This window comes from Acidovorax sp. GW821-FHT09B03 (assembly GCF_059418305.1).
In genome coordinates this window covers 89,400-113,644 of sequence record NZ_JBWKPP010000007.1, presented here as the reverse complement: position 1 = coordinate 113,644, position 24,245 = coordinate 89,400, and the positions used below count along the sequence as shown (strand labels likewise).

24 protein-coding genes are annotated in these 24,245 nt (G+C 68.5%); 13 read left to right on the top strand and 11 right to left on the bottom strand.

The window, feature by feature from the left end; translation table 11 throughout:
* Positions 1 to 26: 26 nt before the first annotated feature.
* Positions 27 to 941: a dihydrodipicolinate synthase family protein gene (locus tag AC07PA_RS15035; protein WP_494608495.1), complete on the bottom strand. Its 915-nt coding sequence runs from the start codon at positions 939 to 941 to the stop codon at positions 27 to 29.
* A 507-nt stretch (positions 942 to 1,448) separates the two neighbouring features.
* On the opposite strand from AC07PA_RS15035, the gene alaS reads away from it, so the two are divergent.
* Positions 1,449 to 4,082, top strand: a complete 2,634-nt coding sequence (gene alaS, locus AC07PA_RS15030; protein WP_494608494.1) for an alanine--tRNA ligase — start codon at positions 1,449 to 1,451, stop codon at positions 4,080 to 4,082.
* 53 nt (positions 4,083 to 4,135) lie between these two features.
* Positions 4,136 to 5,068, top strand: a complete 933-nt coding sequence (locus AC07PA_RS15025; RefSeq protein WP_494608493.1) for a dienelactone hydrolase family protein — start codon at positions 4,136 to 4,138, stop codon at positions 5,066 to 5,068.
* Between the two features lie 40 nt (positions 5,069 to 5,108).
* On the opposite strand, the gene AC07PA_RS15020 is transcribed toward AC07PA_RS15025, so the two are convergent.
* The 5 genes from AC07PA_RS15020 to AC07PA_RS15000 all read right to left on the bottom strand — a co-directional run bounded on the left by AC07PA_RS15020 (position 5,109) and on the right by AC07PA_RS15000 (position 10,063).
* Positions 5,109 to 6,155 (bottom strand): GGDEF domain-containing protein, encoded by a 1,047-nt coding sequence (locus AC07PA_RS15020; RefSeq protein ID WP_007861461.1) that lies wholly within the window; start codon positions 6,153 to 6,155, stop codon positions 5,109 to 5,111.
* 40 nt (positions 6,156 to 6,195) lie between these two features.
* Positions 6,196 to 6,999 (bottom strand): tRNA (guanosine(46)-N7)-methyltransferase TrmB, encoded by an 804-nt coding sequence (trmB, locus tag AC07PA_RS15015; protein WP_494608492.1) that lies wholly within the window; start codon positions 6,997 to 6,999, stop codon positions 6,196 to 6,198.
* Complete coding sequence (gene gluQRS, locus AC07PA_RS15010) at positions 6,957 to 7,904, bottom strand: tRNA glutamyl-Q(34) synthetase GluQRS (RefSeq protein ID WP_494608491.1); 948 nt, start codon at positions 7,902 to 7,904, stop codon at positions 6,957 to 6,959. The genes trmB and gluQRS overlap by 43 nt, the downstream gene beginning before the upstream one ends.
* Positions 7,901 to 9,049, bottom strand: coding sequence for an NAD(P)/FAD-dependent oxidoreductase (locus AC07PA_RS15005; protein WP_108016500.1), 1,149 nt, complete (start codon positions 9,047 to 9,049; stop codon positions 7,901 to 7,903). Before AC07PA_RS15005 ends, gluQRS begins: the two co-directional genes overlap by 4 nt.
* Before the next feature lie 75 nt (positions 9,050 to 9,124).
* Positions 9,125 to 10,063 carry a LysR family transcriptional regulator gene (locus AC07PA_RS15000; protein WP_007861469.1) on the bottom strand — a complete coding sequence of 313 codons (939 nt, stop codon included), beginning with the start codon at positions 10,061 to 10,063 and terminating at the stop codon, positions 9,125 to 9,127.
* A gap of 105 nt (positions 10,064 to 10,168) precedes the next feature.
* On the opposite strand from AC07PA_RS15000, the gene AC07PA_RS14995 reads away from it, so the two are divergent.
* From AC07PA_RS14995 to AC07PA_RS14980, 4 genes are all read left to right on the top strand, one after another.
* Positions 10,169 to 10,870 carry a pirin family protein gene (locus AC07PA_RS14995; protein ID WP_494608490.1) on the top strand — a complete coding sequence of 234 codons (702 nt, stop codon included), beginning with the start codon at positions 10,169 to 10,171 and terminating at the stop codon, positions 10,868 to 10,870.
* A 220-nt stretch (positions 10,871 to 11,090) separates the two neighbouring features.
* On the top strand, positions 11,091 to 11,504 hold the full coding sequence (locus AC07PA_RS14990) for a DoxX family protein (protein WP_145697424.1): 414 nt from the start codon (positions 11,091 to 11,093) through the stop codon (positions 11,502 to 11,504).
* A 51-nt stretch (positions 11,505 to 11,555) separates the two neighbouring features.
* Positions 11,556 to 12,113, top strand: a complete 558-nt coding sequence (locus AC07PA_RS14985) for a flavodoxin family protein (protein ID WP_007859312.1) — start codon at positions 11,556 to 11,558, stop codon at positions 12,111 to 12,113.
* A gap of 75 nt (positions 12,114 to 12,188) precedes the next feature.
* A complete protein-coding gene (locus tag AC07PA_RS14980; RefSeq protein ID WP_494608489.1) occupies positions 12,189 to 13,082 on the top strand; it encodes a pirin family protein in 894 nt (297 codons plus the stop codon).
* Positions 13,083 to 13,103: 21 nt separating this feature from the next.
* Here the strand turns inward: AC07PA_RS14980 and AC07PA_RS14975 are convergent, their stop codons facing one another.
* From AC07PA_RS14975 to AC07PA_RS14960, 4 genes are all read right to left on the bottom strand, one after another.
* Positions 13,104 to 13,850: a sulfurtransferase gene (locus tag AC07PA_RS14975; RefSeq protein WP_007859309.1), complete on the bottom strand. Its 747-nt coding sequence runs from the start codon at positions 13,848 to 13,850 to the stop codon at positions 13,104 to 13,106.
* 120 nt (positions 13,851 to 13,970) lie between these two features.
* Complete coding sequence (locus AC07PA_RS14970) at positions 13,971 to 14,825, bottom strand: MinD/ParA family protein (RefSeq protein WP_007859308.1); 855 nt, start codon at positions 14,823 to 14,825, stop codon at positions 13,971 to 13,973.
* Positions 14,826 to 14,835: 10 nt separating this feature from the next.
* Positions 14,836 to 15,603 carry a GGDEF domain-containing protein gene (locus tag AC07PA_RS14965; protein WP_007859307.1) on the bottom strand — a complete coding sequence of 256 codons (768 nt, stop codon included), beginning with the start codon at positions 15,601 to 15,603 and terminating at the stop codon, positions 14,836 to 14,838.
* Between the two features lie 57 nt (positions 15,604 to 15,660).
* The gene (locus AC07PA_RS14960; protein WP_494608488.1) at positions 15,661 to 17,370 is read right to left on the bottom strand and encodes a SulP family inorganic anion transporter; all 1,710 of its coding nucleotides are present in this window, start codon (positions 17,368 to 17,370) and stop codon (positions 15,661 to 15,663) included.
* A 128-nt stretch (positions 17,371 to 17,498) separates the two neighbouring features.
* On the opposite strand from AC07PA_RS14960, the gene AC07PA_RS14955 reads away from it, so the two are divergent.
* The 3 genes from AC07PA_RS14955 (at position 17,499) to AC07PA_RS14945 (ending at position 19,733) form a co-directional block, all read left to right on the top strand.
* The gene (locus AC07PA_RS14955; protein WP_007859305.1) at positions 17,499 to 17,957 is read left to right on the top strand and encodes a BON domain-containing protein; all 459 of its coding nucleotides are present in this window, start codon (positions 17,499 to 17,501) and stop codon (positions 17,955 to 17,957) included.
* A 288-nt stretch (positions 17,958 to 18,245) separates the two neighbouring features.
* On the top strand, positions 18,246 to 19,475 hold the full coding sequence (locus AC07PA_RS14950; protein ID WP_035205914.1) for a PLP-dependent transferase: 1,230 nt from the start codon (positions 18,246 to 18,248) through the stop codon (positions 19,473 to 19,475).
* A 72-nt stretch (positions 19,476 to 19,547) separates the two neighbouring features.
* A complete protein-coding gene (locus tag AC07PA_RS14945) occupies positions 19,548 to 19,733 on the top strand; it encodes a hypothetical protein (RefSeq protein WP_081497407.1) in 186 nt (61 codons plus the stop codon).
* Positions 19,734 to 19,802: 69 nt separating this feature from the next.
* On the opposite strand, the gene AC07PA_RS14940 is transcribed toward AC07PA_RS14945, so the two are convergent.
* Positions 19,803 to 20,474, bottom strand: a complete 672-nt coding sequence (locus AC07PA_RS14940) for an arylesterase (RefSeq protein ID WP_035205909.1) — start codon at positions 20,472 to 20,474, stop codon at positions 19,803 to 19,805.
* Positions 20,475 to 20,489: 15 nt separating this feature from the next.
* On the opposite strand from AC07PA_RS14940, the gene AC07PA_RS14935 reads away from it, so the two are divergent.
* From AC07PA_RS14935 to AC07PA_RS14920, 4 genes are all read left to right on the top strand, one after another.
* Positions 20,490 to 21,185 (top strand): ABC transporter ATP-binding protein, encoded by a 696-nt coding sequence (locus AC07PA_RS14935; protein ID WP_007859298.1) that lies wholly within the window; start codon positions 20,490 to 20,492, stop codon positions 21,183 to 21,185.
* A 73-nt stretch (positions 21,186 to 21,258) separates the two neighbouring features.
* Positions 21,259 to 22,005: a 23S rRNA (guanosine(2251)-2'-O)-methyltransferase RlmB gene (gene rlmB / locus AC07PA_RS14930; protein WP_007859295.1), complete on the top strand. Its 747-nt coding sequence runs from the start codon at positions 21,259 to 21,261 to the stop codon at positions 22,003 to 22,005.
* Between the two features lie 198 nt (positions 22,006 to 22,203).
* Positions 22,204 to 22,941 carry an SIR2 family NAD-dependent protein deacylase gene (locus AC07PA_RS14925; protein ID WP_494608487.1) on the top strand — a complete coding sequence of 246 codons (738 nt, stop codon included), beginning with the start codon at positions 22,204 to 22,206 and terminating at the stop codon, positions 22,939 to 22,941.
* A gap of 134 nt (positions 22,942 to 23,075) precedes the next feature.
* Entirely contained in the window at positions 23,076 to 24,242 is a 1,167-nt protein-coding gene (locus AC07PA_RS14920; protein ID WP_007856324.1) for an ABC transporter substrate-binding protein, read from the top strand.
* Positions 24,243 to 24,245 lie beyond the last annotated feature (3 nt).

The window sequence follows — 24,245 nt, the reverse complement described above, 5'->3', positions numbered from 1 at the left end:
TGAAGAGGGTGGGGGAGCGCCGGCGATCAGGCGACCGACTGGTACTCGGTGGGGCGCGTGTCCAGCGCCTTCTTGACGACGCGCTCGATGAAGGCACGTTCCTCGCCGATCAGCGGCAGGCGCGGGCGTCGCATGTGCTCGGTGCCCACACCCACCAGCACGTCGATGAGCTTGAGGTTCTGCACCAGCTTGGTCGAGACATCCAGGTGCAGCATGGGCGTCATCCACTGGTAGAGCTTGAGCGCTTCGGCAAAGCGGCCCGCCTTCATCAGGTCGTACAGCGCCACGGTCTCGCGCGGGAAGGCGCAGCCCACGCCAGCCAGCAGGCCATCGCAGCCCAGCGCCAGGCCTTCGTAGGCCAGGTCGTCCACGCCCAGGAAGAGCTGGTAGCGGTCGCCCACGGTGTTGCGCAGGTCGGTGATGCGGCGGATGTTGTCCGTGCTCTCCTTGATCGCGGCGATCCACTCGCAGTCGGCCAGCTCCAGCATGTGCTCGGGTTTCAGGTCCACGCGGTAGGCGACGGGGTTGTTGTAGACCATGAGCGGCTTCTGGGCCACCTTGGCCATGGCGCGCACGTTGGCCATGGCTTCGCGTGCGTCGGCCACGTAGATCACCGACGGCATCACCATGTAGCCGGCCACGCCGAGCTTGTTGCCGCCGTCGATGTAGCGCAGTGCTTCGCGGGTGCTGGTCTCCGAGACATTGGCCAGCACGGGGATGCGGCCGTCGGCGGCGTCGAGGGCGATCTTGGCGACCTGCAGCTTCTCTTCCAGCGTGAGGGTGCTGGCCTCGCCCAGCGAGCCGCAGGTCACCAGGCCGTGGATGCCGTTGCGGATCTGGAAGTCGATGTGGCGCGCCGTGCCTTCGGCATCGATGCTCTCATCGGCGTGGAACTTGGTGGTGATGGCGGGGAAGATGCCTTGCCAGCGGGGATTGCTCATGGATGGACTCCTGGAAAGAAAGAAGAAGACAACAAAGGACGGAAGAAAACAGGCGGGGTCGGAAGTGCGTGCAGTCGAACTTGTAAATATATTAATAAAATATTTGAAATATCTTGTCAGGGTATTTAGCAGCTTGCATGCCAGCCGGATTTGCGCTTGCTCGCCCTCGGCGCGGGGGGCATGCAGGGGCGCCAGGGGCGAAGATGGGGCGTTTTCGGGTCGGCGCCTGCCCTGGGGTGGGGCGCCAGGCACTGCAACGGGGCACGCTTTGCACAGCGGCAGGCGCGTAGGGCGGATGGGGCGTGGCCGTTGCGCGCCGGGCCCCTGCAGCCTGTGCGATGCCGCGCCCAGACCGCGTTCAGGGCAGCGAAGTGCAGTGTCTCTGGCCGCCGCGGGCTGTGTCACCTTGCTGTCTCGATAGAATCGAGGGTTCTCCCCATAAACCGGGTGGCCGCGCCTTGCGCGCGAGGCCCCTCACTGACCCAGGCCTGTTGCCCTTTTTCGCACATGACCAACCACACCACGCCTTCGTTCTCGGTTGCCGACATCCGCAAGTCCTTCCTGGACTTCTTTGCCTCCAAGGGCCACACCATCGTGGCCTCGAGCTCGCTGGTGCCGGGCAACGACCCCACGCTGATGTTCACCAACTCCGGCATGGTGCAGTTCAAGGACGTGTTCCTGGGCACGGACAAGCGCCCCTACAACCGCGCGGTATCGGTGCAGGCCTGCCTGCGCGCCGGCGGCAAGCACAACGACCTGGAGAACGTGGGCTACACCGCGCGCCACCACACCTTCTTCGAGATGCTGGGCAACTGGAGCTTCGGCGACTACTTCAAGCGCGAATCGCTGCACTGGGCCTGGGAGCTGCTGACCACCGTGTACAAGCTGCCGCCCGAGCGCCTGCTGGCCACCGTGTACCAGGAAGACGACGAGGCCTACGACATCTGGACCAAGGAAATCGGCCTGCCGCCCGAGCGCGTGATCCGCATCGGCGACAACAAGGGCGGCCGCTACAAGTCCGACAACTTCTGGATGATGGCCGACACCGGCCCCTGCGGCCCCTGCAGCGAGATCTTCTATGACCACGGCGACCACATCCCCGGTGGCCCCCCAGGCAGCCCCGATGAAGACGGCGACCGCTTCATCGAGATCTGGAACAACGTGTTCATGCAGTTCGACATGGCTGAGGACGGCTCGGTCACGCCGCTGCCCGCGCCCTGCGTGGACACCGGCATGGGCCTGGAGCGCCTGGCCGCCATCCTGCAGCACGTGCACAGCAACTACGAGATCGACCTGTTCGACGCGCTGATCAAGGCCGCCGGCCGCGAGACCGGCGTGGCCGACCTGAACAACAAGAGCCTGCGCGTGATCGCCGACCACATCCGCGCCACCGCCTTCCTGGTGAGCGACGGCGTGATCCCGAGCAACGAAGGCCGCGGTTACGTGCAGCGCCGCATCGTGCGCCGCGCCATCCGCCACGGCTACAAGCTGGGCAAGAAGACGCCGTTCTTCCACAAGCTGTTGGCCGAGCTGGTGCGCGTGATGGGCGACGCCTATCCCAAGCTGCGCGAGCAGGAGCAGCGCATCACCGAGGTGCTCAAGGCCGAGGAAGAACGCTTCTTCGAGACCCTGGCCAACGGCATGGAAATCCTCGACACGGCCCTGGCCGGTGACGCCAAGGTGCTGCCCGGCGACGTGGCCTTCAAGCTGCACGACACCTACGGCTTCCCGCTGGACCTGACCAACGACGTGTGCCGCGAGCGCGACGTCGAAGTGGACGAGGCCGGCTTCAAGGTCGCCATGGAAAAGCAGAAGGCCCAGGCCCGGGCTGCCGGCAAGTTCAAGATGGACAAGGCCCTGGACTACACCGGCGATGTGAACCGCTTCACCGGCTACGAGCAACTGGTCGAAACCGCCAAGATCACCGCCATTTATGTGGACGGCACCAGCAGCGCTGCCCTCAAGGCCGGCCAGAACGGCGTCGTGGTGCTCGACACCACCCCGTTCTACGCCGAAAGCGGCGGCCAGGTGGGTGACGAAGGCACCATCACCAGCGGCTCGGCGCGCTTTGCGGTGGGCGATACGCTCAAGATCAAGGCCGACGTCTACGGCCACCACGGCACGCTCGAAGAAGGCACGCTCAACGTGGGCGACACCGTGCAGGCCGAGGTCAACACGGCCCTGCGCGCCGCCACGGTGCGCAACCACTCGGCCACCCACCTGATGCACAAGGCCCTGCGCGAAGTGCTGGGCAGCCATGTGCAGCAAAAGGGCAGCCTGGTGAATGCCGAGCGCACGCGCTTCGACTTTGCCCACAACGCCCCCGTGACCGACGCCCAGGTGCGCGAGATCGAGCGCCTGGTGAACGAGGAAGTGCTGGCCAACGTGCCCACGCAGGCGCGCGTGATGGACATCGAATCGGCCCAGAAGACCGGCGCCATGATGCTCTTTGGCGAGAAGTACGGCGAGACCGTGCGCGTGCTCGACATCGGTACCAGCCGCGAGCTGTGCGGTGGCACGCACGTGCAGCGCACAGGCGACATCGGCCTGTTCAAGGTGGTGGCCGAAGGCGGCGTGGCCGCAGGCGTGCGCCGCATCGAGGCCGTGACCGGCACGAATGCGCTGGCCTACCTGCAGCAACTCGAGGACACGGTGACCCAGGCGGCCGGCAGCTTCAAGACCCCGGTCGCCGAGCTCAACAGCCGCATTGGCCAGACCCTGGACAGCGTGAAGGCGCTGGAAAAGGAAATCGCCGCGCTCAAGGGCAAGCTGGCATCGAACCAGGGCGACGAACTGGTGAACCAGGCGGTGGACGTGAACGGCATCAAGGTGCTGGCCGCGGCCCTGCCCGGTGCCGACGCCAAGGCCTTGCGCGACACCATGGACAAGCTCAAGGACAAGCTCAAGACCGCCGCCATCGTGCTGGCCGCCATCGATGGCGACAAGGTGCAGATCGCCGCCGGTGTGACGGCCGACAGCATTGGCAAGGTCAAGGCCGGCGAGCTGGTCAACTTCGTGGCCCAGCAGGTCGGGGGCAAGGGCGGCGGCAAGCCCGACATGGCCATGGCCGGCGGCACCAACGCAGCCGGTGTGCCGGCCGCGCTGGCCAGCGTCGAGGCCTGGGTGCGCGAGCGCGCCTGAGGCCACAGGCCGGGCCCGGGCACGGACAGCAGGCGCATCGGATGGGCCGGCCCGTGCTGACCACCATCGCCGTAGCGCCTGTATTGCGTGCGGGCGCACTGGGACTGGTCGGCCTTCTGTGGCTGGCATCGGCCCGGGCGCAGGCTCCGGACGCGGTCGAGCGGGTGCAGTTTCAGGCGCCCGCCGGTGACTCCGATGCGGCGGTGACCCTGCAGGCCTGGTGGTACCGCCCGCCAGTGGCGCTGCTCGCCCCTGGCACCAAGGATGCCGGCAAACCCTTGCCCGCCGTGGTCTTGCTGCACGGCTGCGGCGGCATGCTCAACCGGCGCGGCCAGCCGGCCGAGCGCATGCGCGAGTATGCGGCGCTGCTCAACGAGCAGGGCTGGCATGCGCTGGCGGTGGACTCATTGACACCGCGCGGCGAAAAGGAGCTGTGCACCCAGCGCATCGGCACGCGCAAGATCGACCAGAACGACCGGCGGCGCGATGCCCTGGCTGCCCTGCAGTGGCTGGCGGCCCAGCCGGGCGTGGATGGCCAGCGGCTGGCGCTGCTGGGCTGGTCGCATGGCGGCAGCGCCGTGCTGGCCGCCAGCAACCTGCGCCATGCCGACGTGGTCGCTGCCAAGGTGCTGCCGCGCCTGTCCGTCGCCTTCTACCCCGGTTGCGGCTCCGACCTGCGCGGTGGCTACCGGCCGGCGGCCGACACGCTGATGCTCGTCGGCAAGGCGGACGACTGGACACCGGCCGCCCCCTGCCAGGCCCTGGCTGCGCCACGCGGCGCGGCCCCGGGCAGCCGCGAGGTGCGGGTGCTGGCCTACGAGGGGGCCTACCATGGCTTCGACGGCACCGTGCCCCTGCGCCTGCGCACCGATGTGCCCAACGGGGTGTACCCGGGGCAGGGCGTGCATGTGGGTGGCCACCCGGCGGCGCGGGAGCAGTCGCGCAAGGCCTTGCTGGCTGCGCTGAACAAGGCATTCGGCCGCTGACCTGCGAGGGCGAAGGCGGCCTGCGGCGGACCTCAGTGGGTCAGAAAAGCTCGACGTCGTCGTTGGCGACCTTGGCGGTCAGGTGTCCGCCGGCCACCAGGTCTTCGTAGAAGCACACCTGGTTGCGGCCATGCTCCTTGGCGTAGTAGAGCGCCTGGTCGGCCTGGCCCAGGATTTCCACCGGTGAGCCGCGCGAGGTGCCGACGAAACCCAGGCTGACCGTCACGCGGCCGACCTGCGGAAAATCGTACTCCTGCACGGTCTCGCGAAAGCGGTTGAAGACCTTGTGTGCCCGTGCCAGCGTGATGTTGCGCAGCAGCACCACGAACTCCTCGCCGCCGAAGCGGAAGATGCGGTCGTGCGAGCGGAACGAACTGCGCAGGATGTTGGCGATCAGGATCAGCACCTCGTCGCCGTAGAGGTGGCCGAAGCGGTCATTGACCAGCTTGAAGTGGTCGATGTCCACCACGGCCAGCCAGTTCTGTGCAGGTTCGCTTTCGGCGGTCACTTCCTCGTTGACCAGCGCCTCGGCGCCCTGGGGGCGGCTGCTGCTCAGGCCGCTGGCGGCGTTGCGCGAGAACTGCTCGTCGAAGGTCTTGCGATTGAACAGTCCGGTGAGCGCGTCGCGTTCGCTGTAGTCCAGCAGGTTCTGGTAGTTCTGGTAGACCAGGAACACGCCCTTGATCACTTCGAGCTTGTGGGCCGAGAACGGGCGCGACTGCGTGACCTCCAGGCAGGTGCTGACCTTCTCATGCATCCAGACCGGCAGCCAGAGCGTGTGCCGCCCGGGGCGATGGGTCAGGGCGCTGTCGCCCTGGTTCTTCACGCACTCGCACAGTTCGGGGTATTGCTCGAGCAGCTCGCGCCGCGGGTCGGCCGCGGCCTCGGAGTCGGTGGAGACCAGCTGGCCTTCCTCGACCCAGGTGCGGGGGCGCACATGGGCCACGCCCTTGTCGGTGAACAGCTCCAGCGCCCGGACCGCCTTGATGCCGCTGAGTTTTTGCAGGGTGGAGAGCACCGACACCTCCAGCCGCAAGTGGTCGCGGTGGCCGGTCATTTCAACCAGGTGTTGCAGGATGGGCTTCATATGCGGGATGGTGGCGGTCCGGTGGGTGGGGCGCGGTCTTCTAGTTGCGCCGCACGAACACGATGTCCCAGACACCATGCCCGAGGCGCAGGCCGCGGTTCTCGAACTTGGTCAGCGGGCGGTAGTCGGGCTGCGGCGCGAAACCGCTGGCGGTATTGGCCAGCAGGGGCTCGGCACCGAGCACTTCCAGCATCTGCTGGGCGTAGGGCTCCCAGTCGGTGGCGCAGTGCAGGTAGCCGCCGGGCTTGAGCCGGGCGGCCAGCTTGGCCACCAGCGGCGACTGGATCAGCCGGCGCTTGTTGTGCTTGGTCTTGTGCCAGGGGTCGGGAAAGAAAATGTGCACGCCATCGAGGCTGGCCGGTGCCAGCATGTGGTCGATGACTTCCACGGCATCGTGCTGCAGGATGCGGATGTTGCCGATCTCGTGCTCGCCGATGCGCTTGAGCAGGGCCCCCACGCCGGGCTCGTGCACTTCGCAGCACAGGAAGTTGTCGCCCGGGCGCACGCGTGCGATGTGGGCCGTGGCTTCGCCCATGCCGAAACCGATCTCCAGGATCAGCGGGGCCGTGCGGCCAAAGGCGGCCGGGGCGTCGAGCGGAGCGGCGGCATAGGGCAGCACGAAGCGCGGGCCCAGGTCCTCGAAGGCCTTGGCCTGGCCCGTGGTGGTGCGCCCGGCGCGGCGCACGAAGCTCTTGATGGTCTTGGGGTAGGCAACGCCAGCGGGCGCAGCACTGCCGGCTTGGGGCGCTTGGGCAGCAGTTGCCGCGCTGTCGGGGGCGGGGGAAAGGGATGGCAGTTCGGTCACGATGGGCCATTGTAGTTTCTGAACCACGCTGTGGCCCATTGCGCCAGCGCATCCCCGACGCAAGTGTTGTGCGGATGTGCCAGCGCCGGCAGGCCCAGGGCCCGTGCCGCCTGCTCCAGCGCCTGTACGGGGTTGCCGAGGTCCAGGGCCTGGGCACCGTTCTGCTTGGACAGCTTTTCGCCATTGTCACCGCAGACCAGAGGGGTATGCAGGTACTGCGGCGTGGCCACGCCGAGCGCATGCTGCAGCAGGATCTGGCGCGGCGTGTTGTCGGCCAGGTCCTCTCCGCGCACGATGTGGGTGATGCCCTGGGCGGCGTCATCGACCACCACGGCCAGCTGGTAGGCCCACAGGCCATCGGCGCGGCGCAGCACGAAGTCGCCGATGTCCGCGGCCACATCCTGCTGCTGGGCTCCCAGGCGCCGGTCGGTCCAGTCCGTCGGGGGCAGGCCCGCCGGCACGCGAAAGCGCCAGGACCGGCCGTCTCGCCCATTCAGGCCATGGCGGCAGGTGCCGGGATAGGGCAGGGCCGCATGCCGCTCGCGCGCATGGCCGAGCGCGAGCTGGGCTTCTTCGATGTCCTTGCGCGAGCAGGCGCAGGGGTAGGCCGCGCCTTCGGCCACCAGGCGGTCCAGGGCCTGCTGGTAGACGGCGCCCCGTGCGGACTGCCACAGCGGCGGTTCGTCGGGCACCAGCCCGCAGGCGGCCAGCTGCTGCAGGATGAACTCGCCCGCGCCCGGGATGCAGCGCGGCGTGTCCACGTCTTCGATGCGCACCAGCCAGCGGCCGCCCCGCCCGCCGTTGAAGGCGCGGGCATCGAGCCAGCTGGCCAGGGCGGCCACCAGCGAGCCCGCATGCAGGGGCCCTGTCGGCGACGGCGCAAAACGACCGGTGTAGCCCGCGCCGGGCTCGGGGCCCGGGGCCGCGTCCTCACCTTGTGTCATGCCACGGCGAGTGCCAGCTCCAGTCCGGACACGAAGGCATCTTCGAGGCGGTGGCCCAGGCACCAGTCGCCGCAGGCGCCCAGGCCGATCTGGGCATCCCACAGGTGGCTGCGGCCCAGGGGATGCGTGGTCTGGGCGTAGCGCCAGCGCTGGGTCTGGGCGTGCGCAGGCTCGGCGCGGATGCCGGTCACCTCGGCAAAGGCCTTGATCAGCTTGGCCTGCACGCGCTCGGCATCGTCTTCGAGGTGCTCGGCCGACCAGGCGGGGCTGGCCTGCACGGTCCAGCGCTCCACGCTGGGCCGGCCGGGCTTGGAGGATTCGCGGGCCAGCCAGGCAATGCGGTGGTGCGTGCTGCGCGCGGCATTCCACTGCGGGCCCAGCGTGGTCAGGCCCGGGCGCACGGCCTGCGGGTAGGCCAGCATCAGCGTCCAGCAGGGGGCGATGGCGACGCTGGACAGGGCCTTGGTCAGGCTGCTGTCGATGGCCGAGGTGGACAGCAGGGCCTGGGCCGGCGTGGCGGGCTGGGCCAGCAGCACGGCATCGAAGCCGGCGTACACATGCTGGCCGCCATCGGGGCCTTCGGTGCGCAACTGCCAGCCGGTGGCGTTCAAGGCGTCGTGCTCGATGCGCGTGACGCGGGTGTCGGTGATCAGCCGGCCAGCCTGGGCCAGCGGTGCGGCCCAGGCGGCCACCAGCGATTGCATGCCGGGGCTGGCGACCCAGTGGGCTTCGCGCGTGGGCAGGCCGGCGGCGGTCACGCGGCCGGCTGCGTCGAGCACGCGCACGGAATTGGCGCTCCAGCGCTTGCACACGCCGGGCACGGTGTCGATGGCGCGCGCGAAACGCGCATCGCGCACGGTGAAGTACTGCACGCCGGCATCGAAGCCGCCAAAGGGCGAGTCGATGGTGGTCGTGCGCCCGCCGGCGGCGGCGGATTTCTCGAAGACGGTGACCTGGTGGCCCGCCTGCACCAGGGTGCGGGCGCAGGCGATGCCGGCCATGCCGGCGCCGATGATGGCGAAATGCCGGGGGGCCTTGGCGCCTCCGGTGGGTTTGCGGGGGGAGCTTGTCGTCGTGGTCGCCGCAGCAGGGCTGGGTGCAGGGCGTCGGGGCCGTTTGGCAGGGCGAGAAACAGGTTTGCTCATGGGAGGCCTTTCGGGAACGGTTGGCTGGAAAACTCCGACACCGACCACTCTACACGCCCCGCACAGGGCTGCGCATCAGAAATGATGGTGGTTTTCCAGCAGTGCGCGCCGCGTGGCCGGGCTTTGCAACTGGTTGAGCCACCACTGCAGCGCACGGCCCGGCGCGGTGAAGCCGGGGCCGCCCCAGGCATAGTTCACGCGCACCAAGCGCTCGGGCCGGGCCACCTTGCGCGCCACCAGGCGCCCGGCCTCCAGGTAGGGGCGTACCATGGGCTCGGGTAGAAAGCCGCCGCCCAGGCCGCGCAACTGGGCACGCACCTTGGCCTGCATGGTGTCCACCGTGAGCACGTCCTGCCCGCCCAGCAGGCCCATGGTGGCGCCACCGCGCAGGGCCGAGTCGGCCACGGCCACGGCGCGGTGCTGCAGCAAGGTCGCATCGGTGATCGGCTCGGGCTCGGTGGCCAGGGGGTGGTGGGGTGCCACCACGTAGATGAACAGCACATCGCCCAGCGGCGCCTGCTGCAGCCCGGCCACGCTGGAGCCGGCGATGGTGACCCCCACGGCCAGGTCCGCCCGGCCCGAGGTCAGGGCCTCCAGCGTGCCGGTCATGATGCCGTCGCGCAGCTTCAGGCGCGTGGGCGGCGCCATGGCGTAGAACGCATCCACCAGCTCCATCATGGTGTGCGGCGAAATGGCGCCATCGACCGACAGCGTGAGCTGCGGCTCCCAGCCCGTGGCCACGCGGCGCACGCGGTGCGCTACGGCATCGACGTCCTGCAGCAACCGCGCGCCTTCGCGCAGCAGCTCCACGCCGGCCTCGGTGGGGCGGGCCTGGCGCGCACTGCGGTCGAACAGCAGCACGTCCAGGGCATCTTCGATCTGGCGCACGCGATAGGTCAGCGCGCTGGGCACCAGGCCCAGCTGGCGCGCTGCGGCCGCAAAGCTGCCGGCCTCGGCGATCACCTGCAGCATGGCCAGGCTGTCGGGGGTCAGCACATCGCGCGGGTTTTGCATGGTGTTGCCATGTTAATTCAATTTTTTTGAATCATGCCATCAATATGCCAGCCCCCGGTGCCGGGGGGACAGGCCTACAGTCGAGTCTTGAAAGGGGCACACACCATGCTGACTGTTCGCAAATCCAAAGACCGCGGCCATGCCGACCATGGCTGGCTGCATTCGTACCACAGCTTCTCGTTCGCGGGCTACCACGACCCCGAGCACATGGGCTTCGGCAACCTGCGCGTGATCAACGAAGACCGCATCGCCCCGGGCATGGGCTTCGGCACCCATGGCCACCGCGACATGGAGATCATCAGCTACGTGCTGTCGGGCGAGCTGGCCCACAAGGACAGCATGGGCAACATCAAGGGCATTCCGCCCGGCGACGTGCAGCGCATGAGCGCCGGCACGGGGGTGCAGCACAGCGAGTTCAACCATGCCGACGGCCAGACCACGCACTTCCTGCAGATCTGGCTGCTGCCCGACGTACAGGGCATCGCGCCCGGCTACGAGCAAAAGACCTTTACCGATGCCGAAAAGCGCGGCACGCTGCGGCGGGTGGCATCGCCCGACGGCGCCGAAGGCTCCGTCCAGGTGAATGCCGATGCCACGCTGTACGCCGGCCTGATCGATGGCAGCGAATCGGCGAGCCTGGTGCTCGACCCCGCACGCAAGGTGTACGTGCACCTGGTGCGCGGCAGCCTGAAGGCCAATGGCCAGGCCCTGTCGGCCGGGGATGCCGCGCTGATCGAGCACGAGACGGCCTTGGCGCTGACCGATGGCCGCGATGCCGAGGTGCTGGTGTTCGACCTGGCCCCCTGAAGTGAAGCACCCCCTGAGTCGCTCCGCGCCTTCCCCCTCTCTCTCTCCTCGCTGCGCGAGTCGGGAGGGGGACGCCCCCAGCGCGGCGGGGCGGCCCTTGCACGGGGGCACTGGCCTTGGCCGCGTCGGTTTTATACGTCGCGAGTGGCGCGCAGCGCCATGAGCAATTGATACCTTGCTGTCCCATACTGTTTTAACCTGTCACCTGAAGGAGTCCACCATGTTCAATTCCCTGCAAAACCCCCTGGCCCTGGCCTCGCGCCTGCTGCTGGCCGCCCTGTTCCTGCCCGCCGGCATCGGCAAGCTCACCGGCTTTGCCGGCACCGTGGGCTACATCAGCTCGGTGGGCCTGCCCATGCCCACCGTGGCCGCTGCCATCGCCGCCGCCGTGGAGGTGCTGGGCAGTCTGGCGCTGATCTTCGGCTTCGGCACGCGCTTTGCCGCGCTGGCGCTGGCGTTCTTCACGCTGGTGGCCAGCTTCTTCTTCCATGCCTACTGGGCCCTGCCGGCCGACAAGCAGATGATGCAGCAGCTGATGTTCTTCAAGAACGTGGGCGTCGTCGGCGGCCTGCTGGCCCTGGCCGCCTTCGGCGCCGGCGGCTGGAGCGTGGACGCGCGCCGTTCTTCCCGCTGACGTCGCCATCCTGCGGCATGATGGCGCTTTGACCTTGCAAGGAACCGCCGCATGCCGCAGATCGCCGTCGTCTACCACTCGGGCTATGGCCACACCCAGCGCATGGCCCAGGCCGTGGCCGATGGTGCGGGTGCCGAGCTGATCGCCATCGATGCGGACGGCGGCCTGCCCGAGGGCGGCTGGGAAAGCCTGGCGGCCGCCAGCGCCATCATCTTCGGCTCGCCGACCTACATGGCCGGACCGAGCTGGCAGTTCAAGCGCTTTGCCGACGCCTCGTCCAAGCCCTGGTTCAGCCAGGCCTGGAAGAACAAGCTGTTCGCCGGCTTCACCAACAGTGCCGCCACCAATGGCGACAAGCAGATCACGCTCGACTACCTGTTCCACCTGGCCATGCAGCATGGCGGCCTGTGGGTGGGGGCGGGCGTGCTGCCGTCGAACTCCAAGACCGCCACGCGCAACGACGTGAACTGGCTCGGTGCCTACAGTGGCGCCATGGCCCAGTCGCCATCGGACGCCTCGGCGGGCGAGATGGCCCCGGGCGACCTGGACACCGCGCGTGTGCTGGGACAGCGGGTGGCCGAGCTGGCGGCCCGATTCCACCAAGACTGACACCAACCCACGATCACAGGAGCTCACCATGCCACGATGCCATCGCCTTCGCGCCCTCACCGCTGGAGCACGTCCATGAGCGCCGTCCTGCGCCTGTCCGGCCACGCCAAGGACCTCGGCGGCGGCTTCACCGTGCGGCGCCTGCTGCCCGCCGTGCAGTGCCGGTCGGTCGGGCCGTTCATCTTTTTCGACCACTTCGGCCCGGTGTCGGTGGTGCCCGGCGCGGCGCACGACGTGCGGCCCCATCCGCACATCGGCCTGGCCACGGTGACCTACCTGTTCTCAGGCGCCATCATGCACCGCGACAACCTGGGCCATGTGCAGCAGATCGAACCCGGCGCCATCAACTGGATGACGGCCGGCAAGGGCATCGTGCACTCCGAGCGCCGGCCCGAGTCGCTGGCGGAAACCACCTACGTGAACCACGGCATCCAGCTGTGGGCGGCCCTGCCGGTGGCGGCCGAGGAGGTCGATGCCTCGTTCGTGCACACGCCGGCCGCGGCGATTCCCGAGGTGCAGGTGGGCGAGGCCGTGGTGCGCGTGCTGATCGGCACGGCCTTTGGCCAGACCTCGCCTGTGGCCACCTATGCACCCACGCTGTACCTGGACGTGCAACTGCCTGCGGGCGCGGTGCTGGAGCTGCCGGCCCTGGCGCAGGAGATGGCGCTCTACCCGGTGGATGCCGACCTGTCGCTCGATGGCGAGCCCCTGGTGGCCCAGACCCTGGCGGTGCTGCCCGCAGGGGCTGCGGCGCCCATGCGGCTGCAGGCTGGCGCCAGCGCCGTGCGCCTGATGCTCATTGGCGGCGATGCGCTCGACGGCCCGCGCCACATGTGGTGGAACTTCGTCTCCAGCCGCAAGGAGCGCATCGTCCAGGCGGCCGCCGACTGGGAGGCCGGCCGCATGAAGCCGGTGCCGGGAGAAACGGAATTCATCCCGCTGCCGGAGCACCGCTTCCGCGCGGATTGAGCAAAGGCCTGAAAGGCCTGGTCAGGCCTTTTCCGGCGTGTCCGTGGAGAGGTCGGCAGCCAGCACCCGGCGCTCGTCGAAGACGAAACAGCCGCCGTGGTAGTGGGCGCCATCGGTTTCCTCGAAGTACTTGAGGATGCCGCCTTCGAGCTGATAGACGTGATCGAGGCCTTCCTCGCGCATGAGGATGGCCGCCTTCTCGCAGCGGATGCCGCCGGTGCAGAAGCTCACCACGGTCTTGTCGGCCAGCTCGGCCTTGTGGGCGCGCAGGGCCGGCGGGAACTCGGTGAACTTGTCGATGCGCCAGTCGATGGCGTTGTCGAACGTGCCCTCGTCCACCTCGAAGGCATTGCGGGTATCCAGCGTCACCACCTCGCGGCCTTCGTCGTCATGGCCTTGCTCCAGCCAGCGGTGCAGCGTGGCCGGCGTCACGGCCGGGGCGCGGCCGGTGGAGGGCTGGATCGTGGGGTGGTCCATGCGGATGATCTCGCGCTTGACCTTGACCAGCATCTTGCGAAACGGCACCGTGTCCGACCAGCTCTCCTTGGGGGCCAGGTCGGCAAAGCGTGCGTCGGTGCGCATGGTGTCGACGAAGCCGCGCACCGCGTCGGCCGTGCCCGCCAGGAAGAAGTTGATGCCTTCCTCTGCCAGCAGGATCGTGCCCTTGAGCTGCGCCGCCAGCGCACGCTCGTGCAGCAGGTCGCGCAGCGCCTGCGCATCGGGCAGCGGCACGAACTTGTAGCAGGAGATATTGAGGACGTCGTTCATCACGGCGATGGCCTGTTGTTCACACGGAATGGGAAAAGGAGGGGTCCGCCAGGCGGCATTCTCCTGGCGGCGGGCCCTGATTGTCGCGCGGCGGCCGGCGGTGGCTTGCCCGCCGGGCCGTCAGACCGTAGGTACCAGCAGCGTGGTCTCGATCTTGTTGGCCAGTTGGGCAATGGCCAGCGAGGCCGGACAGCCCGGTGTATTGAGCAGCAGCAACTGGCGGCGCATCACGGCGTCGCGCACCGAGGGGTCGGCCGGGATGTCGCCCATGTGGATCAGGCGCACGGCACGGCCCGATTCGGTGCTCACGAAGCGGTCCAGCACCTGCTGCAACTGGCTGGTGATGGCCCGGCCGTCGCCCGGGCGGGCCGCCTGGTTGATCACCATGCGCACATGCTGGCGCTTTTGCTGCATGGCCAGCACCTTGATGGCGGCGTAGGCGTCGGTCAGCGAGGTCGGCTCGGGCGTGGCCACGATCAGCACCTCGGAGGCCAGCGAAATCGAGAACAGCACCACGTCCGAGATGCCGGCCCCGGTGTCCAGCAGGATCACGTCGTAGTTCGGCGCAATCGCCTGGATCACGTTCAGGAACTGGTTGCGCACCTCGGGCGTGAGGCGCGAGTACTCCACCATGCCCGAGCCGGCCAGCAGCACCGCGAAGCCGCCGGGCGCCTGGATGATGGCGTCCTCAAGCAGGGCCTTGCCGGTGAACACGTCGTGCAGCGTGATCTTGGGGTGCAGGTTGAGCACCACGTCGAGGTTGGCCAGGCCCAGGTCGGCATCGAGCACCAGCACGCGCTGGCCGCGCCGCGTGAGCGCCGCTGCCAGGTTGGCCGACACGAAGGTCTTGCCCACGCCGCCCTTGCCGCTGGTGATGGCAATGATGCGCGCACCGGTGGCCGCCGCGCCGGGTGGGCGTCCAGGCGAGGGTGGGGCGTCGGAGGATGTGGGTGGGGGGGACAGCGCGTCGCTCATCTTCTAACTTTCAGTTGGCGCTGCCTGTTGGGTCCAGCGGGGGCAGATCGCCCCAGCCCGAGGGGGTGTACAAGGGGCCGAACAACAGGCTCTTTTCTTCGGCACTGACGGTGCTGTCGGGCTGCTCTTCGATGCTCACCCGGTTGCGGCCCGACGATTTGGCCTGGTAGAGCTGGTGGTCGGCCCGGTCGGTCCACAGCAGGGTGGTCGAGCGGATCCATTGCAGGGCGAAGGCCCCGCCGACGCTCACCGTGACATTCAGCTCCACGGAGGGCGAAATCCTGACCGGCGTATTGGCCACGGCGCGGCGGATGCGCTCGGCCACCACCTTGCCAAAAGCCGCCTGGCAGGCGGGCAGCACCACCGCGAACTCCTCGCCGCCATAGCGCGCCAGGGTGTCCATGGGGCGCACGCAGGCGCTCAGGGTGCGCGCCACCGACTGCAGCACCACATCACCCGCCAAATGGCCGTGGGTGTCGTTGACCGCCTTGAAGTGGTCGATGTCCAGCATCAGCAGCAGGGCCGCCTCCCCAGAGCGCGTCACGCGGTCGATCTCGCGTTCGAGCACGGCGCGAAAATGCCGACGGTTGGCCAGCCCGGTGAGGGGGTCCTTGAGGGAAAGCTCGCACAGACCGTCGATCAGGCCTTGGAGGTAGCGGGACGGCGCTTCGCGTTGCAGGGACGCTTCGCTGCCGACCGCCTGCGCCACGAGCGCGTGTGCAATGTCCAGGCGCAGATCGCGCAGGTCTACGAGATGAGAGGCCGCAGAGTCAGACACAAATGGATAGGGCAGAGTTCGTTGAGTGTAGCAGCGAGGCGGGGCCGGGAACCCGTTTCAGGGGATTTTGAGCGGGTTTCCGGGAGCAGGGGCATTTGCCGGTATCTGCTGCAGCACCAGCAGCGCCTCGGCATCGGTGCGGTACATCTGCAGCCCCGGGCCGGGCTCGAGCAAACCGGCCCGGCGCAGCACCTGGTCCACCGGCAGCTTCATGCCGCTCACGTGCAGGATGCCGCCGCGCGCCTGCATCAGGGCGCGCAGCGTGGCAAAGGTTTCAACCCCGGTGATGTCGATGCGGTTGATGGGCTGGGCCATGAGGCACAGGTGGGTGATTTCGGGCTGGATGGCCAGGTGGTCCGTCACGTGCCGCTCCAGCGCGCTGGCGGAGCCGAAATCGAGTTCCGCATCCATGCGCAGCGCCAGCAGGCGGGGTGCCAGGGGCGGCAGGTGCCACAGGTGGCGGTCGCGCAGGCTGCCGTCGGGGTGCAGGCCCACCTCGATGATGCGCGGGTGCAGGCGCTGGTACAGAAAGTGGCTCAGGTTCATCACCAGCCCGACGAGCACGCCCCAGTACATGCGCGGCGCGGTGGCCAGGGTCAGCGCAAAGGTCACGCCGGCCATCATGGCCTCGACGCGGGAGATGCGCCACAGGCGCAGCAGGGTGGCGGGCTTGATGAGGCTGGTCACGGCGGTGATCACCACGGCCGCCAGCACCGACTGCGGCACGTGGTAGAGCGCGGGGGTGAGCCACAGCAGCACCACCAGCACCAGGGCGATGGCGAACACCGTGGCCCAGCCGGTGCGCGCGCCGGCATACAGGTTGATGGCCGAGCGCGAGAACGAGGCGCTGGTGGCAAAGCTGCCGCACAGCCCGCTGCTGATCTTGGCCAGGCCCTGGCCGATCAGGTCCTGGTTCTCGTTCCAGCGCTCGCCCGAGCGCTGGCTCTCCACCTTGGCGCTGGAGGCGGTTTCGAGAAAGCTCACCAGCGTGACCACCAGCACCGGCATCACCAGGGCGGAAAACTGCGACCAGGACAGCAGGCCCGGCCAGTACAGGGAGGGCAGCCCCTCGGGCAGGGTGCCCACCACGGAACCGCCGCCGTCGGCATAGCCCAGTGCCCAGCTCAGCGCCCCGGCGGCGCCCACGACCACGATGGCGGCCGGAAAGTTCGGGCGCCAGCGCCGGGCCAGCACCAGCAAGGCCAGGCTGCACACGCCGAAGGCCGCCGCCACCAGGTCGAAGTGGCCCAGCGACGGGGTGGACCAGAGCGCCCCGAGGTCCGAGCGCAGGCCGGTGAAGGCGCGCAGCTGCGAGGCCAGGATCAGCAGGGCCGCCGCCTGGGTGAAGCCGCTGAGCACCGGCGAGGTCACCAGGTTGAGCAGCCAGCCAAAGCGGGCCGCCCCCATCACCAGCTGCAGCAGGCCCGAGAGCAGGGCCATCCACGCCGCCAGGGCCACCCATTGCGCACTGCCGGGCTCGGCCAGCCCGGTCAGGGAGGCGCCGATCAGCAGGCTGGTGAGCGCCGTGGGCCCTACGCCCAGCCGGGTGGAGGAGCTGAACAGCACGGCCACCAGGGCCGGGATCAGCGAGGCGTAGATGCCGGTGACCAGCGGCATGCCCGCCAGGGCCGCATAGGCCACGCCCTGCGGCACCAGCATCAGCCCCACGGTCATGCCCGCGGAGAACTCGCCCTTGAGGAGGTGGCGGTCGGGGCGGGGCCAGGCGAGGAAGGGAAACCAGCGGGACAGGGACGGCAGGGAAGGCATGGCCCCGATTGTCGCCCGCCCGGCAGGCCTGCCTGGTGTCCTACAGCCACTTCGGAGCTCTCCGACCCGCGGCGCGGGCCCGGCTGCCTAAAGTACCAACCATGTTCTCAACCGCAAGGAGTTTTCCCATGAACACCGCACAGACCGCACAGCGTTCCACCCACCGCATCGCCAGCGTGCTGGCCGTCAGCGCCCTGGCGCTGGGCCTGGCTGCTTGCAGCAAGACCGAGGATGCCACCGTGGGCCAGCGCCTGGATTCGGCCGTTGGCCGCACCGAGCAGGCTGCCACCGACGCCCGCATCAAGGCCGAGGCCGCCATGCAGAACGCCGAAACCAAGGTGCAGCAAGGCTCGCAGACCGCGATGGAAAAGATCGATGACGCGACCATCACGGCCCAGGTGTCCGCCGGCCTGGCCAAGGACCCCGACCTGAGCGCCATCAAGATCAACGTGGATACCGTGAACGGCTCCGTGACGCTCAACGGCCCTGCCACCACGCCCGCCGCCAAGGAGCGTGCAGAGACGATCGCCAGCGCCGTGAAGGGCGTAACCTCGGTCAACAACCAGTTGACCGTGACACCGAGCTAAGGCACGGCCGTACCTGACGGCTTGCACCGGGCCCCGGGACTGTAAAGAGACCGGACCCCACGCGCACCGGGCAGGGATGGACTTCCGACCCGCCAGTCGGGCAGCGAGCAGGCTGCCTCCTTCATCTTCATTGCGAGGACTGGCACTCGAAGACCGCCCGGGCAAGTGATGCGTGCAACGCAAGCCCTCGGCCATGCCCTGGCCTTTGCCTGCCCCCCGAACAGGGGCCACGGCAAAGGGGCCGCGCCGCACAAGGTGACCCTTGTGCGGCGCGCTACCATTGGCTGCATGCAAGACCATGCCACCGACATCGCCTCCCGCCTCGTCCACCACGACTACCTTCCGCCCGCGGGATTCCAGGCCCCCCAGACCGCCGTCTACAAGGCCTCGACCGTGATCTTCCCCAACGTGGCCGCCATGCGCAGCCGCGAGTGGAAGGACAAGAGCGGCTACACCTATGGCCTGCACGGCACCCCCACCACCTTCATCCTCGAAGAGCGCCTGTGCGCCCTGGAAGGCGGCCTGCAGTGCTTGCTGGTCCCCAGCGGCCTGGCGGCGATCGCCAACGTGGCGCTGGCCCTGCTCAAGCCTGGCGACGAACTGCTGATCCCCGACAACGTCTACGGCCCGAGCAAGGACCTGATCCACGGCGAGCTGCGCCGCTTCGGCATCGGGCATGCGGTCTACGACCCGCTGGACCCGGCCGACCTGGCCGCGCGCATCACGCCCGCCACGCGCCTGGTGTGGCTCGAAGCGGCCGGCTCGGTCACCATGGAGTTCCCCGACCTGTGCGAGCAGGTGCGCATCTGCCGCGCGCGCGGCGTGACCACGGCGCTGGACAACACCTGGGGCGCGGGCCTGGCCTTCGCGCCGTTCGACCTGCTGGGGGATGGATCCCTGGGCGTGGACATTTCCGCGCATGCGCTCACCAAGTACCCCAGCGGCGGCGGCGACGTGCTCATGGGCAGCATCGTCACACGCGATGAAGCCCTCCACATGAAACTCAAGCTCACCCACATGCGCCTGGGCCTGGGCATCGGCGGCAACGATGCCGAGGCGGTGCTGCGCTCGCTGCCCAGCATCGGCCTGCGTTACCGCGCGCACGACGAGGCGGCGCGCAGCCTGGCGCAGTGGCTGCAGCAGCAGCCCGCAATCGCCCAGGTGCTGCACCCGGCATTGGCCGGTGCGCCGGGCCATGCGCAGTGGGCGGCGCTGTGTGGCGCGGCCTATGGTGGCGCAGGCGCGGCGGCGGGCCTGTTCAGCGTGCTGGTCGATGCGCGCCACAGCCAGGAGCAGGTCGACGCCTTCTGCGACGGCCTGCGCCTGTTCAAGCTGGGTTACAGCTGGGGTGGGCCCATGAGCCTGGTCGTGCCCTACGACCTGGCCCGCATGCGCAGCCGGCCGGCGGCCCATCTGAAGCCCGGGACGCTGGTGCGGTTTTCCATCGGGCTGGAGGCGGTGGAGGATCTGCGCCAGGACCTGCTGCAGTCCCTGCAGCGGGCCTTTGCCCCCGCTTGACGGGCGCGGGGGTATGTCGGCAAACAGGGGCCTAGCTGTTACAGTGGGTCTCTACTTCAGGAAGCAAACACCTTGGCAACACCCAACTACGGATACGAAAAGCGCCAGCGCGAGCTCGCCAAAAAACAAAAAAAAGAAGAGAAGCTGCGTTCCAAAACCCAGCGCAGGCCGGATGACCCACAGGGTGACCAGCCTGCCGGTGGCAATGGCGACGGCGCTCCAGGCGCCAACCAGCCCACGGGCGCAGAAGGCGGCTGAGCCTTCGACCGCCGTGTCCGGCAACCCGCCGCGCCACCAAGGCAGCAGGCAGGTCCGCAGGCACGGCGCTCAGCGCAGCAGCTTCTTCAGCTCTGGCCACACGTTGGCCAGCATCTGCGGGTGCGCCTCTGCACGCGGATGGATGCGGTCCGCCTGGAACAGGCGGGTAGGGTCCGGGCCATCGGCCACGCCCTTGAGGAAAAACGGCACCACGGCCACCTTCTTGGCCTGGGCCACGGTGGTGAACAGGCCGGCAAACCGGTTGGCATAGTCGGTGCCATAGTTCGGCGGCACCTGCATGCCCACCAGCAAGACCTTGGCCCCGGCCTTTTGCGCCGCATCGGTCATGGCAGTCAGGTTCTCTTCGGTATTTTTCAGCGGCAGGCCGCGCAGTGCGTCATTGCCGCCCAGCTCGATCACCACCACGGCAGGCTTGTGTTGGGCGAGCAGGGCGATCAGGCGTGAACGCCCGCCCGACGTGGTCTCGCCGCTCACGCTGGCATTGACCACGCGGCGCTCGATCTTTTCTTCCTGCAGGCGCTTTTCCAGCAAGGCCACCCAGCCGGCGCCGCGGGCCAGGCCGTACTCGGCACTCAGCGAGTCGCCCAGCACCAGGATGGCTGGCGCGGAAGATGCTGGTGCTGTGGCCTGGGCCCATGCGGCGGGGGCGCAAATCCCTGCCAAACCCAGGATGCCTGCCGAGAGGATAAAGTGGCGCCGATACTGCAGATCTCGAATCAAAGCGAAGAACCTTTCATGTCCGAATCTTCCCCATCGCCCGTGACCCCCATTATTGCCGTCGAACACGTCTTCAAGTCGGTCACGGATTCGACCGGTACGCTGGACATTCTGCGGGATATCGATTTCCGCCTGGCGCCGAGGGAAACAGCGGCCATCGTGGGCGCGTCGGGCTCGGGCAAGAGCACGCTGCTGTCCATCATCGCCGGCCTGGATACCCCCACGCGCGGCACGGTGCGCCTGGACGGGCATGACCTGTTCGCCATCGACGAGGACGAGCGTGCCGCGCTGCGCGCGCAGAAGGTCGGCTTCGTGTTCCAGAGCTTCCAGCTCATGGGCAACCTCACGGCGCTGGAGAACGTGATGCTGCCGCTGGAGCTGGCCAACCGCCGCGACGCACGCAAGGCCGCTGCCGACATGCTGGCCCGCGTGGGCCTGGGCCAGCGCCTGTCGCACTACCCCAAGGTGCTGTCGGGCGGCGAGCAGCAGCGCGTGGCACTGGCGCGCGCCTTCGTGGTGCACCCGGCGGTGCTGCTGGCCGATGAGCCCACGGGCAGCCTGGACTTCGCCACGGGCGAGACCATCATGCAGCTCATGTTCGAGCTCAACCGCGAACAGGGCACGACGCTGGTGCTGGTCACGCACGACCGCGGCATCGCCGCGCGCTGCGAGCGGCGCATCACCATCGATGCCGGCCAGGTCGCCGAGAACTGATTTTTGAGGCCGGATGGCGGCCTGCTCGACGCTATTAAAAGAATAGCTCTTGCGGGCAACCGATAATCGGGGGATGTCCTCCCCCAAAGTTCTTTTCGGCTTCCACGCCGTGGGCGTGCGTCTGAAGACCGCGCCGAAATCCGTCATCGAGATCTACTACGAGGTCACGCGGCGCGATGCGCGCATGCGCCAGTTCCTCGACCGGGCCCGCGAAGCCGGTGCCCGCCTGATCGAAGCCGACAGCGAGCGCATTGCCAAGCTGGCCGGCAGCCATGGCCACCAGGGCGTGGCGGCGCGCGTGGAGCCCGTGGCCCAGATCACCTCGCTCGACGAGCTGCTGGAGAACCTCGAGGCCGCCGGTGTCGAGAACCCGCTGCTGCTGGTGCTCGATGGCGTGACCGACCCGCACAACCTGGGCGCCTGCCTGCGCGTGGCCGACGGTGCTGGCGCCCATGCCGTCATTGCCCCCAAGGACCATGCCGTGGGCATCAATGCCACGGTGGCCAAGGTGGCCAGCGGCGCGGCCGAGACCATGCCGTACTTCATGGTCACCAACCTGGCGCGCACCCTGGGCGAGCTCAAGGAGCGCAACATCTGGTGCATCGGCACCAGCGACGACGCGCCCAAGACCGTCTACCAGGTGGACCTGAAGGGCCCCGTGGCCCTGGTGCTGGGCGCCGAGGGCGACGGCATGCGCCAGCTCACGCGCAAGACCTGCGACGAACTGGTCAGCATCCCGATGAAGGGCGCGGTGGAAAGCCTCAACGTGTCCGTGGCCAGCGGCGTCTGCCTCTACGAGGCCCTGCGCCAGAGGACGTGAACACCCCCTGAGTCGCTTCGCGCCTTCACCCCTCTCTCGCCTCGCTGCGCGATGCGGGAGGGGGACGCCCCCAGCGCAAGCGCTGCATATGCCGCCTTCGCGGCGGGGCGGCCCTTGCGCGGGGGCACTGGCCTGGGCCGCGCCAGTTTCGTGTGTCGCGGGCAGTACGGCACAAGGTGGAAAGTTGAGGCACAACCCATGCAGGAACATTTTCTTGAAACGGTGCGCGGCTGGGTGCGTGAAGCAGGGCACATCGCTGCGCTCACCGGTGCGGGCGTGAGCGCCGAATCGGGCGTGCCCACCTTCCGCGATGCGCAGACGGGCTACTGGGCCCAGTTCCGTGCCGAGGACATGGCCACCGAGGCCGGTTTTCGTGCCCACCCGGAGCGGGTCTGGGACTGGTACCAACACCGGCGCCAGCTCATGGACGGCGTGCAGCCCAATGCCGGGCACCAGGCGCTGGCGCAGTTCCAGGCGGCCCACCCGGGCCGGCTCACGCTGATCACCCAGAACGTCGACGGCCTGCACCAGCGCGCGGGCAGCACGGGCGTGCTGTGCCTGCACGGCGACCTGTTCGCCAACCGCTGGCTCGACACCCCGCGCAACTGCTGCCACATCGACGATGCGGTGGCCGGCCGGCCCCCGACCTGCGAGCGCTGCGGCAACCAGCTGCGCCCCGGCGTGGTCTGGTTTGGCGAAATGCTGCCGCTGGCCGTGTTCGAGGCCGCAGAGCGGGCGGCGCAGGCGTGCGATCTGATGCTGGTGGTCGGCACCGCCGGTGCGGTCTACCCCGCCGCGGGCCTGGCCCACCAGGCGCGCTCGGCCAGTGCCCGGGTGGTGGTGCTCAACCCGAACCCGAGCGAGCTCGACGGCACTGCCGATGCCGTGCTGCGCGGTACCTCGGCCGCCTTGCTGCCGCAGCTGCTGGCGGCCTGAGCGCCAAGCCTACTTGAGGGGCGTGCCCCAAAATTGTGCGCTTTGCGCGACAGACTGTCGCACACCGGACAAGTTGCAGGCCCTGGCACCGGTAGCCTGCGCCCCTTTGCACACATCCGGGCATTTTTCACACCATGAGCCGTCGTCACTTTCTTTTGCGCGCCACCCAAGTGGCTGCGGCCACCAGCCTGCCCGCGTGGGCTTCGTCGGCCATTGCGGCCGAAGAGGCCCTGTCTTCCAGGCACATCAACCTGGGCTGCTCCATCGCCCTGACCGGCCCCCTGGGCCAGGCCGGCATCGAGCAGGTGGCAGGCATGAAGGCGGCCTTTGCCGAAGTGAACCAGGCCGGCGGCGTGCACGGCCGTGAGATCCGCATGGATGCCAAGGACGATGCCTACGTTGCCAGCCGCACCCTGCAGAACGTCACGCAGATGCTGGAGGCGCAGTCCATCTTCGCACTGATCTCGCCCCTGGGCACGGCCAACACGGCGGCCATCCTGCCTCTGATCGAAGGCAAGGGCATCCCCACCGTGGGCCCCATCACGGGCGCGCCCTCGCTGCGCTCGGCTGAGCAGCGCAATGTGTTCTTCGTGCGCCCGAGCTACCGCGACGAAACCCAGCGCCTGGTCAAGCAGGTGGTGGAGATGGGCCTCAAGCGCATTTCCGTGGTCTACCTGGACAACCCCTTCGGCAAGGAAGTGCTCAAGGACATGTCGCGCGCGCTCGACGAGATCAAGGTCGAACGCGCTGGCGAATTCGCGCTGGCCGTGGATGGCAAGAACGGTGCCGAGCTGGCCGACAAGGTGGCCGCCGAGCGCCCGGGCGCCGTGCTGCTGGCCACCACCGGCACGGCCAACACGGCCTTCGTGCTGCCCTTTCGTGCCAAGGCGGCTGGCGTGCCGCTGGCCGGCCTGTCGGTCACGGTGATCTCCTCGGAGCTGCCCAAGCTGGCCGCCGCCACACGCGGCATGGCGCTGGTGCAGGTGTTCCCGGATGCCAACTCGCAGAAATCGGTGGTGGTGCGCAAGTTCCAGAGCACCATGAAAACCACCAACAGCAATGCTGCCTTCTTCAACAGCGGCAGCGCCCTGGAGGGCTGGGTGAATGCCCAGATCATGATCGAAGGCCTCAAGAACGCAGGCAAGGAGCTCACGCGCGACCGGCTGCGCACCGGCCTGGCCGGCATCCGCTCGCTTTCGTTCGGCGACTTCAACGTGGGCTTTGGCGGCAAGGCACCCTACGTGGGCTCGGACTCGATCTACCTGGCCATCTACGCCGAAAACGCTCGCCGCCTGAGCTGAGCC

What these genes read in the sequence shown, in the direction of transcription:
- AC07PA_RS15035 (WP_494608495.1), bottom strand. Translation starts at nt 941, where the DNA reads ATGAGCAATCCCCGCTGGCAAGGCATCTTCCCCGCCATCACCACCAAG.
- alaS (WP_494608494.1), top strand. Translation starts at nt 1,449, where the DNA reads ATGACCAACCACACCACGCCTTCGTTCTCGGTTGCCGACATCCGCAAG.
- AC07PA_RS15020 (WP_007861461.1), bottom strand. Translation starts at nt 6,155, where the DNA reads ATGAAGCCCATCCTGCAACACCTGGTTGAAATGACCGGCCACCGCGAC.
- trmB (WP_494608492.1), bottom strand. Translation starts at nt 6,999, where the DNA reads ATGGGCCACAGCGTGGTTCAGAAACTACAATGGCCCATCGTGACCGAA.
- gluQRS (WP_494608491.1), bottom strand. Translation starts at nt 7,904, where the DNA reads ATGACACAAGGTGAGGACGCGGCCCCGGGCCCCGAGCCCGGCGCGGGC.
- AC07PA_RS15005 (WP_108016500.1), bottom strand. Translation starts at nt 9,049, where the DNA reads ATGAGCAAACCTGTTTCTCGCCCTGCCAAACGGCCCCGACGCCCTGCA.
- AC07PA_RS15000 (WP_007861469.1), bottom strand. Translation starts at nt 10,063, where the DNA reads ATGCAAAACCCGCGCGATGTGCTGACCCCCGACAGCCTGGCCATGCTG.
- AC07PA_RS14995 (WP_494608490.1), top strand. Translation starts at nt 10,169, where the DNA reads ATGCTGACTGTTCGCAAATCCAAAGACCGCGGCCATGCCGACCATGGC.
- AC07PA_RS14990 (WP_145697424.1), top strand. Translation starts at nt 11,091, where the DNA reads ATGTTCAATTCCCTGCAAAACCCCCTGGCCCTGGCCTCGCGCCTGCTG.
- AC07PA_RS14985 (WP_007859312.1), top strand. Translation starts at nt 11,556, where the DNA reads ATGCCGCAGATCGCCGTCGTCTACCACTCGGGCTATGGCCACACCCAG.
- AC07PA_RS14980 (WP_494608489.1), top strand. Translation starts at nt 12,189, where the DNA reads ATGAGCGCCGTCCTGCGCCTGTCCGGCCACGCCAAGGACCTCGGCGGC.
- AC07PA_RS14975 (WP_007859309.1), bottom strand. Translation starts at nt 13,850, where the DNA reads ATGAACGACGTCCTCAATATCTCCTGCTACAAGTTCGTGCCGCTGCCC.
- AC07PA_RS14970 (WP_007859308.1), bottom strand. Translation starts at nt 14,825, where the DNA reads ATGAGCGACGCGCTGTCCCCCCCACCCACATCCTCCGACGCCCCACCC.
- AC07PA_RS14960 (WP_494608488.1), bottom strand. Translation starts at nt 17,370, where the DNA reads ATGCCTTCCCTGCCGTCCCTGTCCCGCTGGTTTCCCTTCCTCGCCTGG.
- AC07PA_RS14955 (WP_007859305.1), top strand. Translation starts at nt 17,499, where the DNA reads ATGAACACCGCACAGACCGCACAGCGTTCCACCCACCGCATCGCCAGC.
- AC07PA_RS14950 (WP_035205914.1), top strand. Translation starts at nt 18,246, where the DNA reads ATGCAAGACCATGCCACCGACATCGCCTCCCGCCTCGTCCACCACGAC.
- AC07PA_RS14935 (WP_007859298.1), top strand. Translation starts at nt 20,490, where the DNA reads ATGTCCGAATCTTCCCCATCGCCCGTGACCCCCATTATTGCCGTCGAA.
- rlmB (WP_007859295.1), top strand. Translation starts at nt 21,259, where the DNA reads ATGTCCTCCCCCAAAGTTCTTTTCGGCTTCCACGCCGTGGGCGTGCGT.
- AC07PA_RS14925 (WP_494608487.1), top strand. Translation starts at nt 22,204, where the DNA reads ATGCAGGAACATTTTCTTGAAACGGTGCGCGGCTGGGTGCGTGAAGCA.
- AC07PA_RS14920 (WP_007856324.1), top strand. Translation starts at nt 23,076, where the DNA reads ATGAGCCGTCGTCACTTTCTTTTGCGCGCCACCCAAGTGGCTGCGGCC.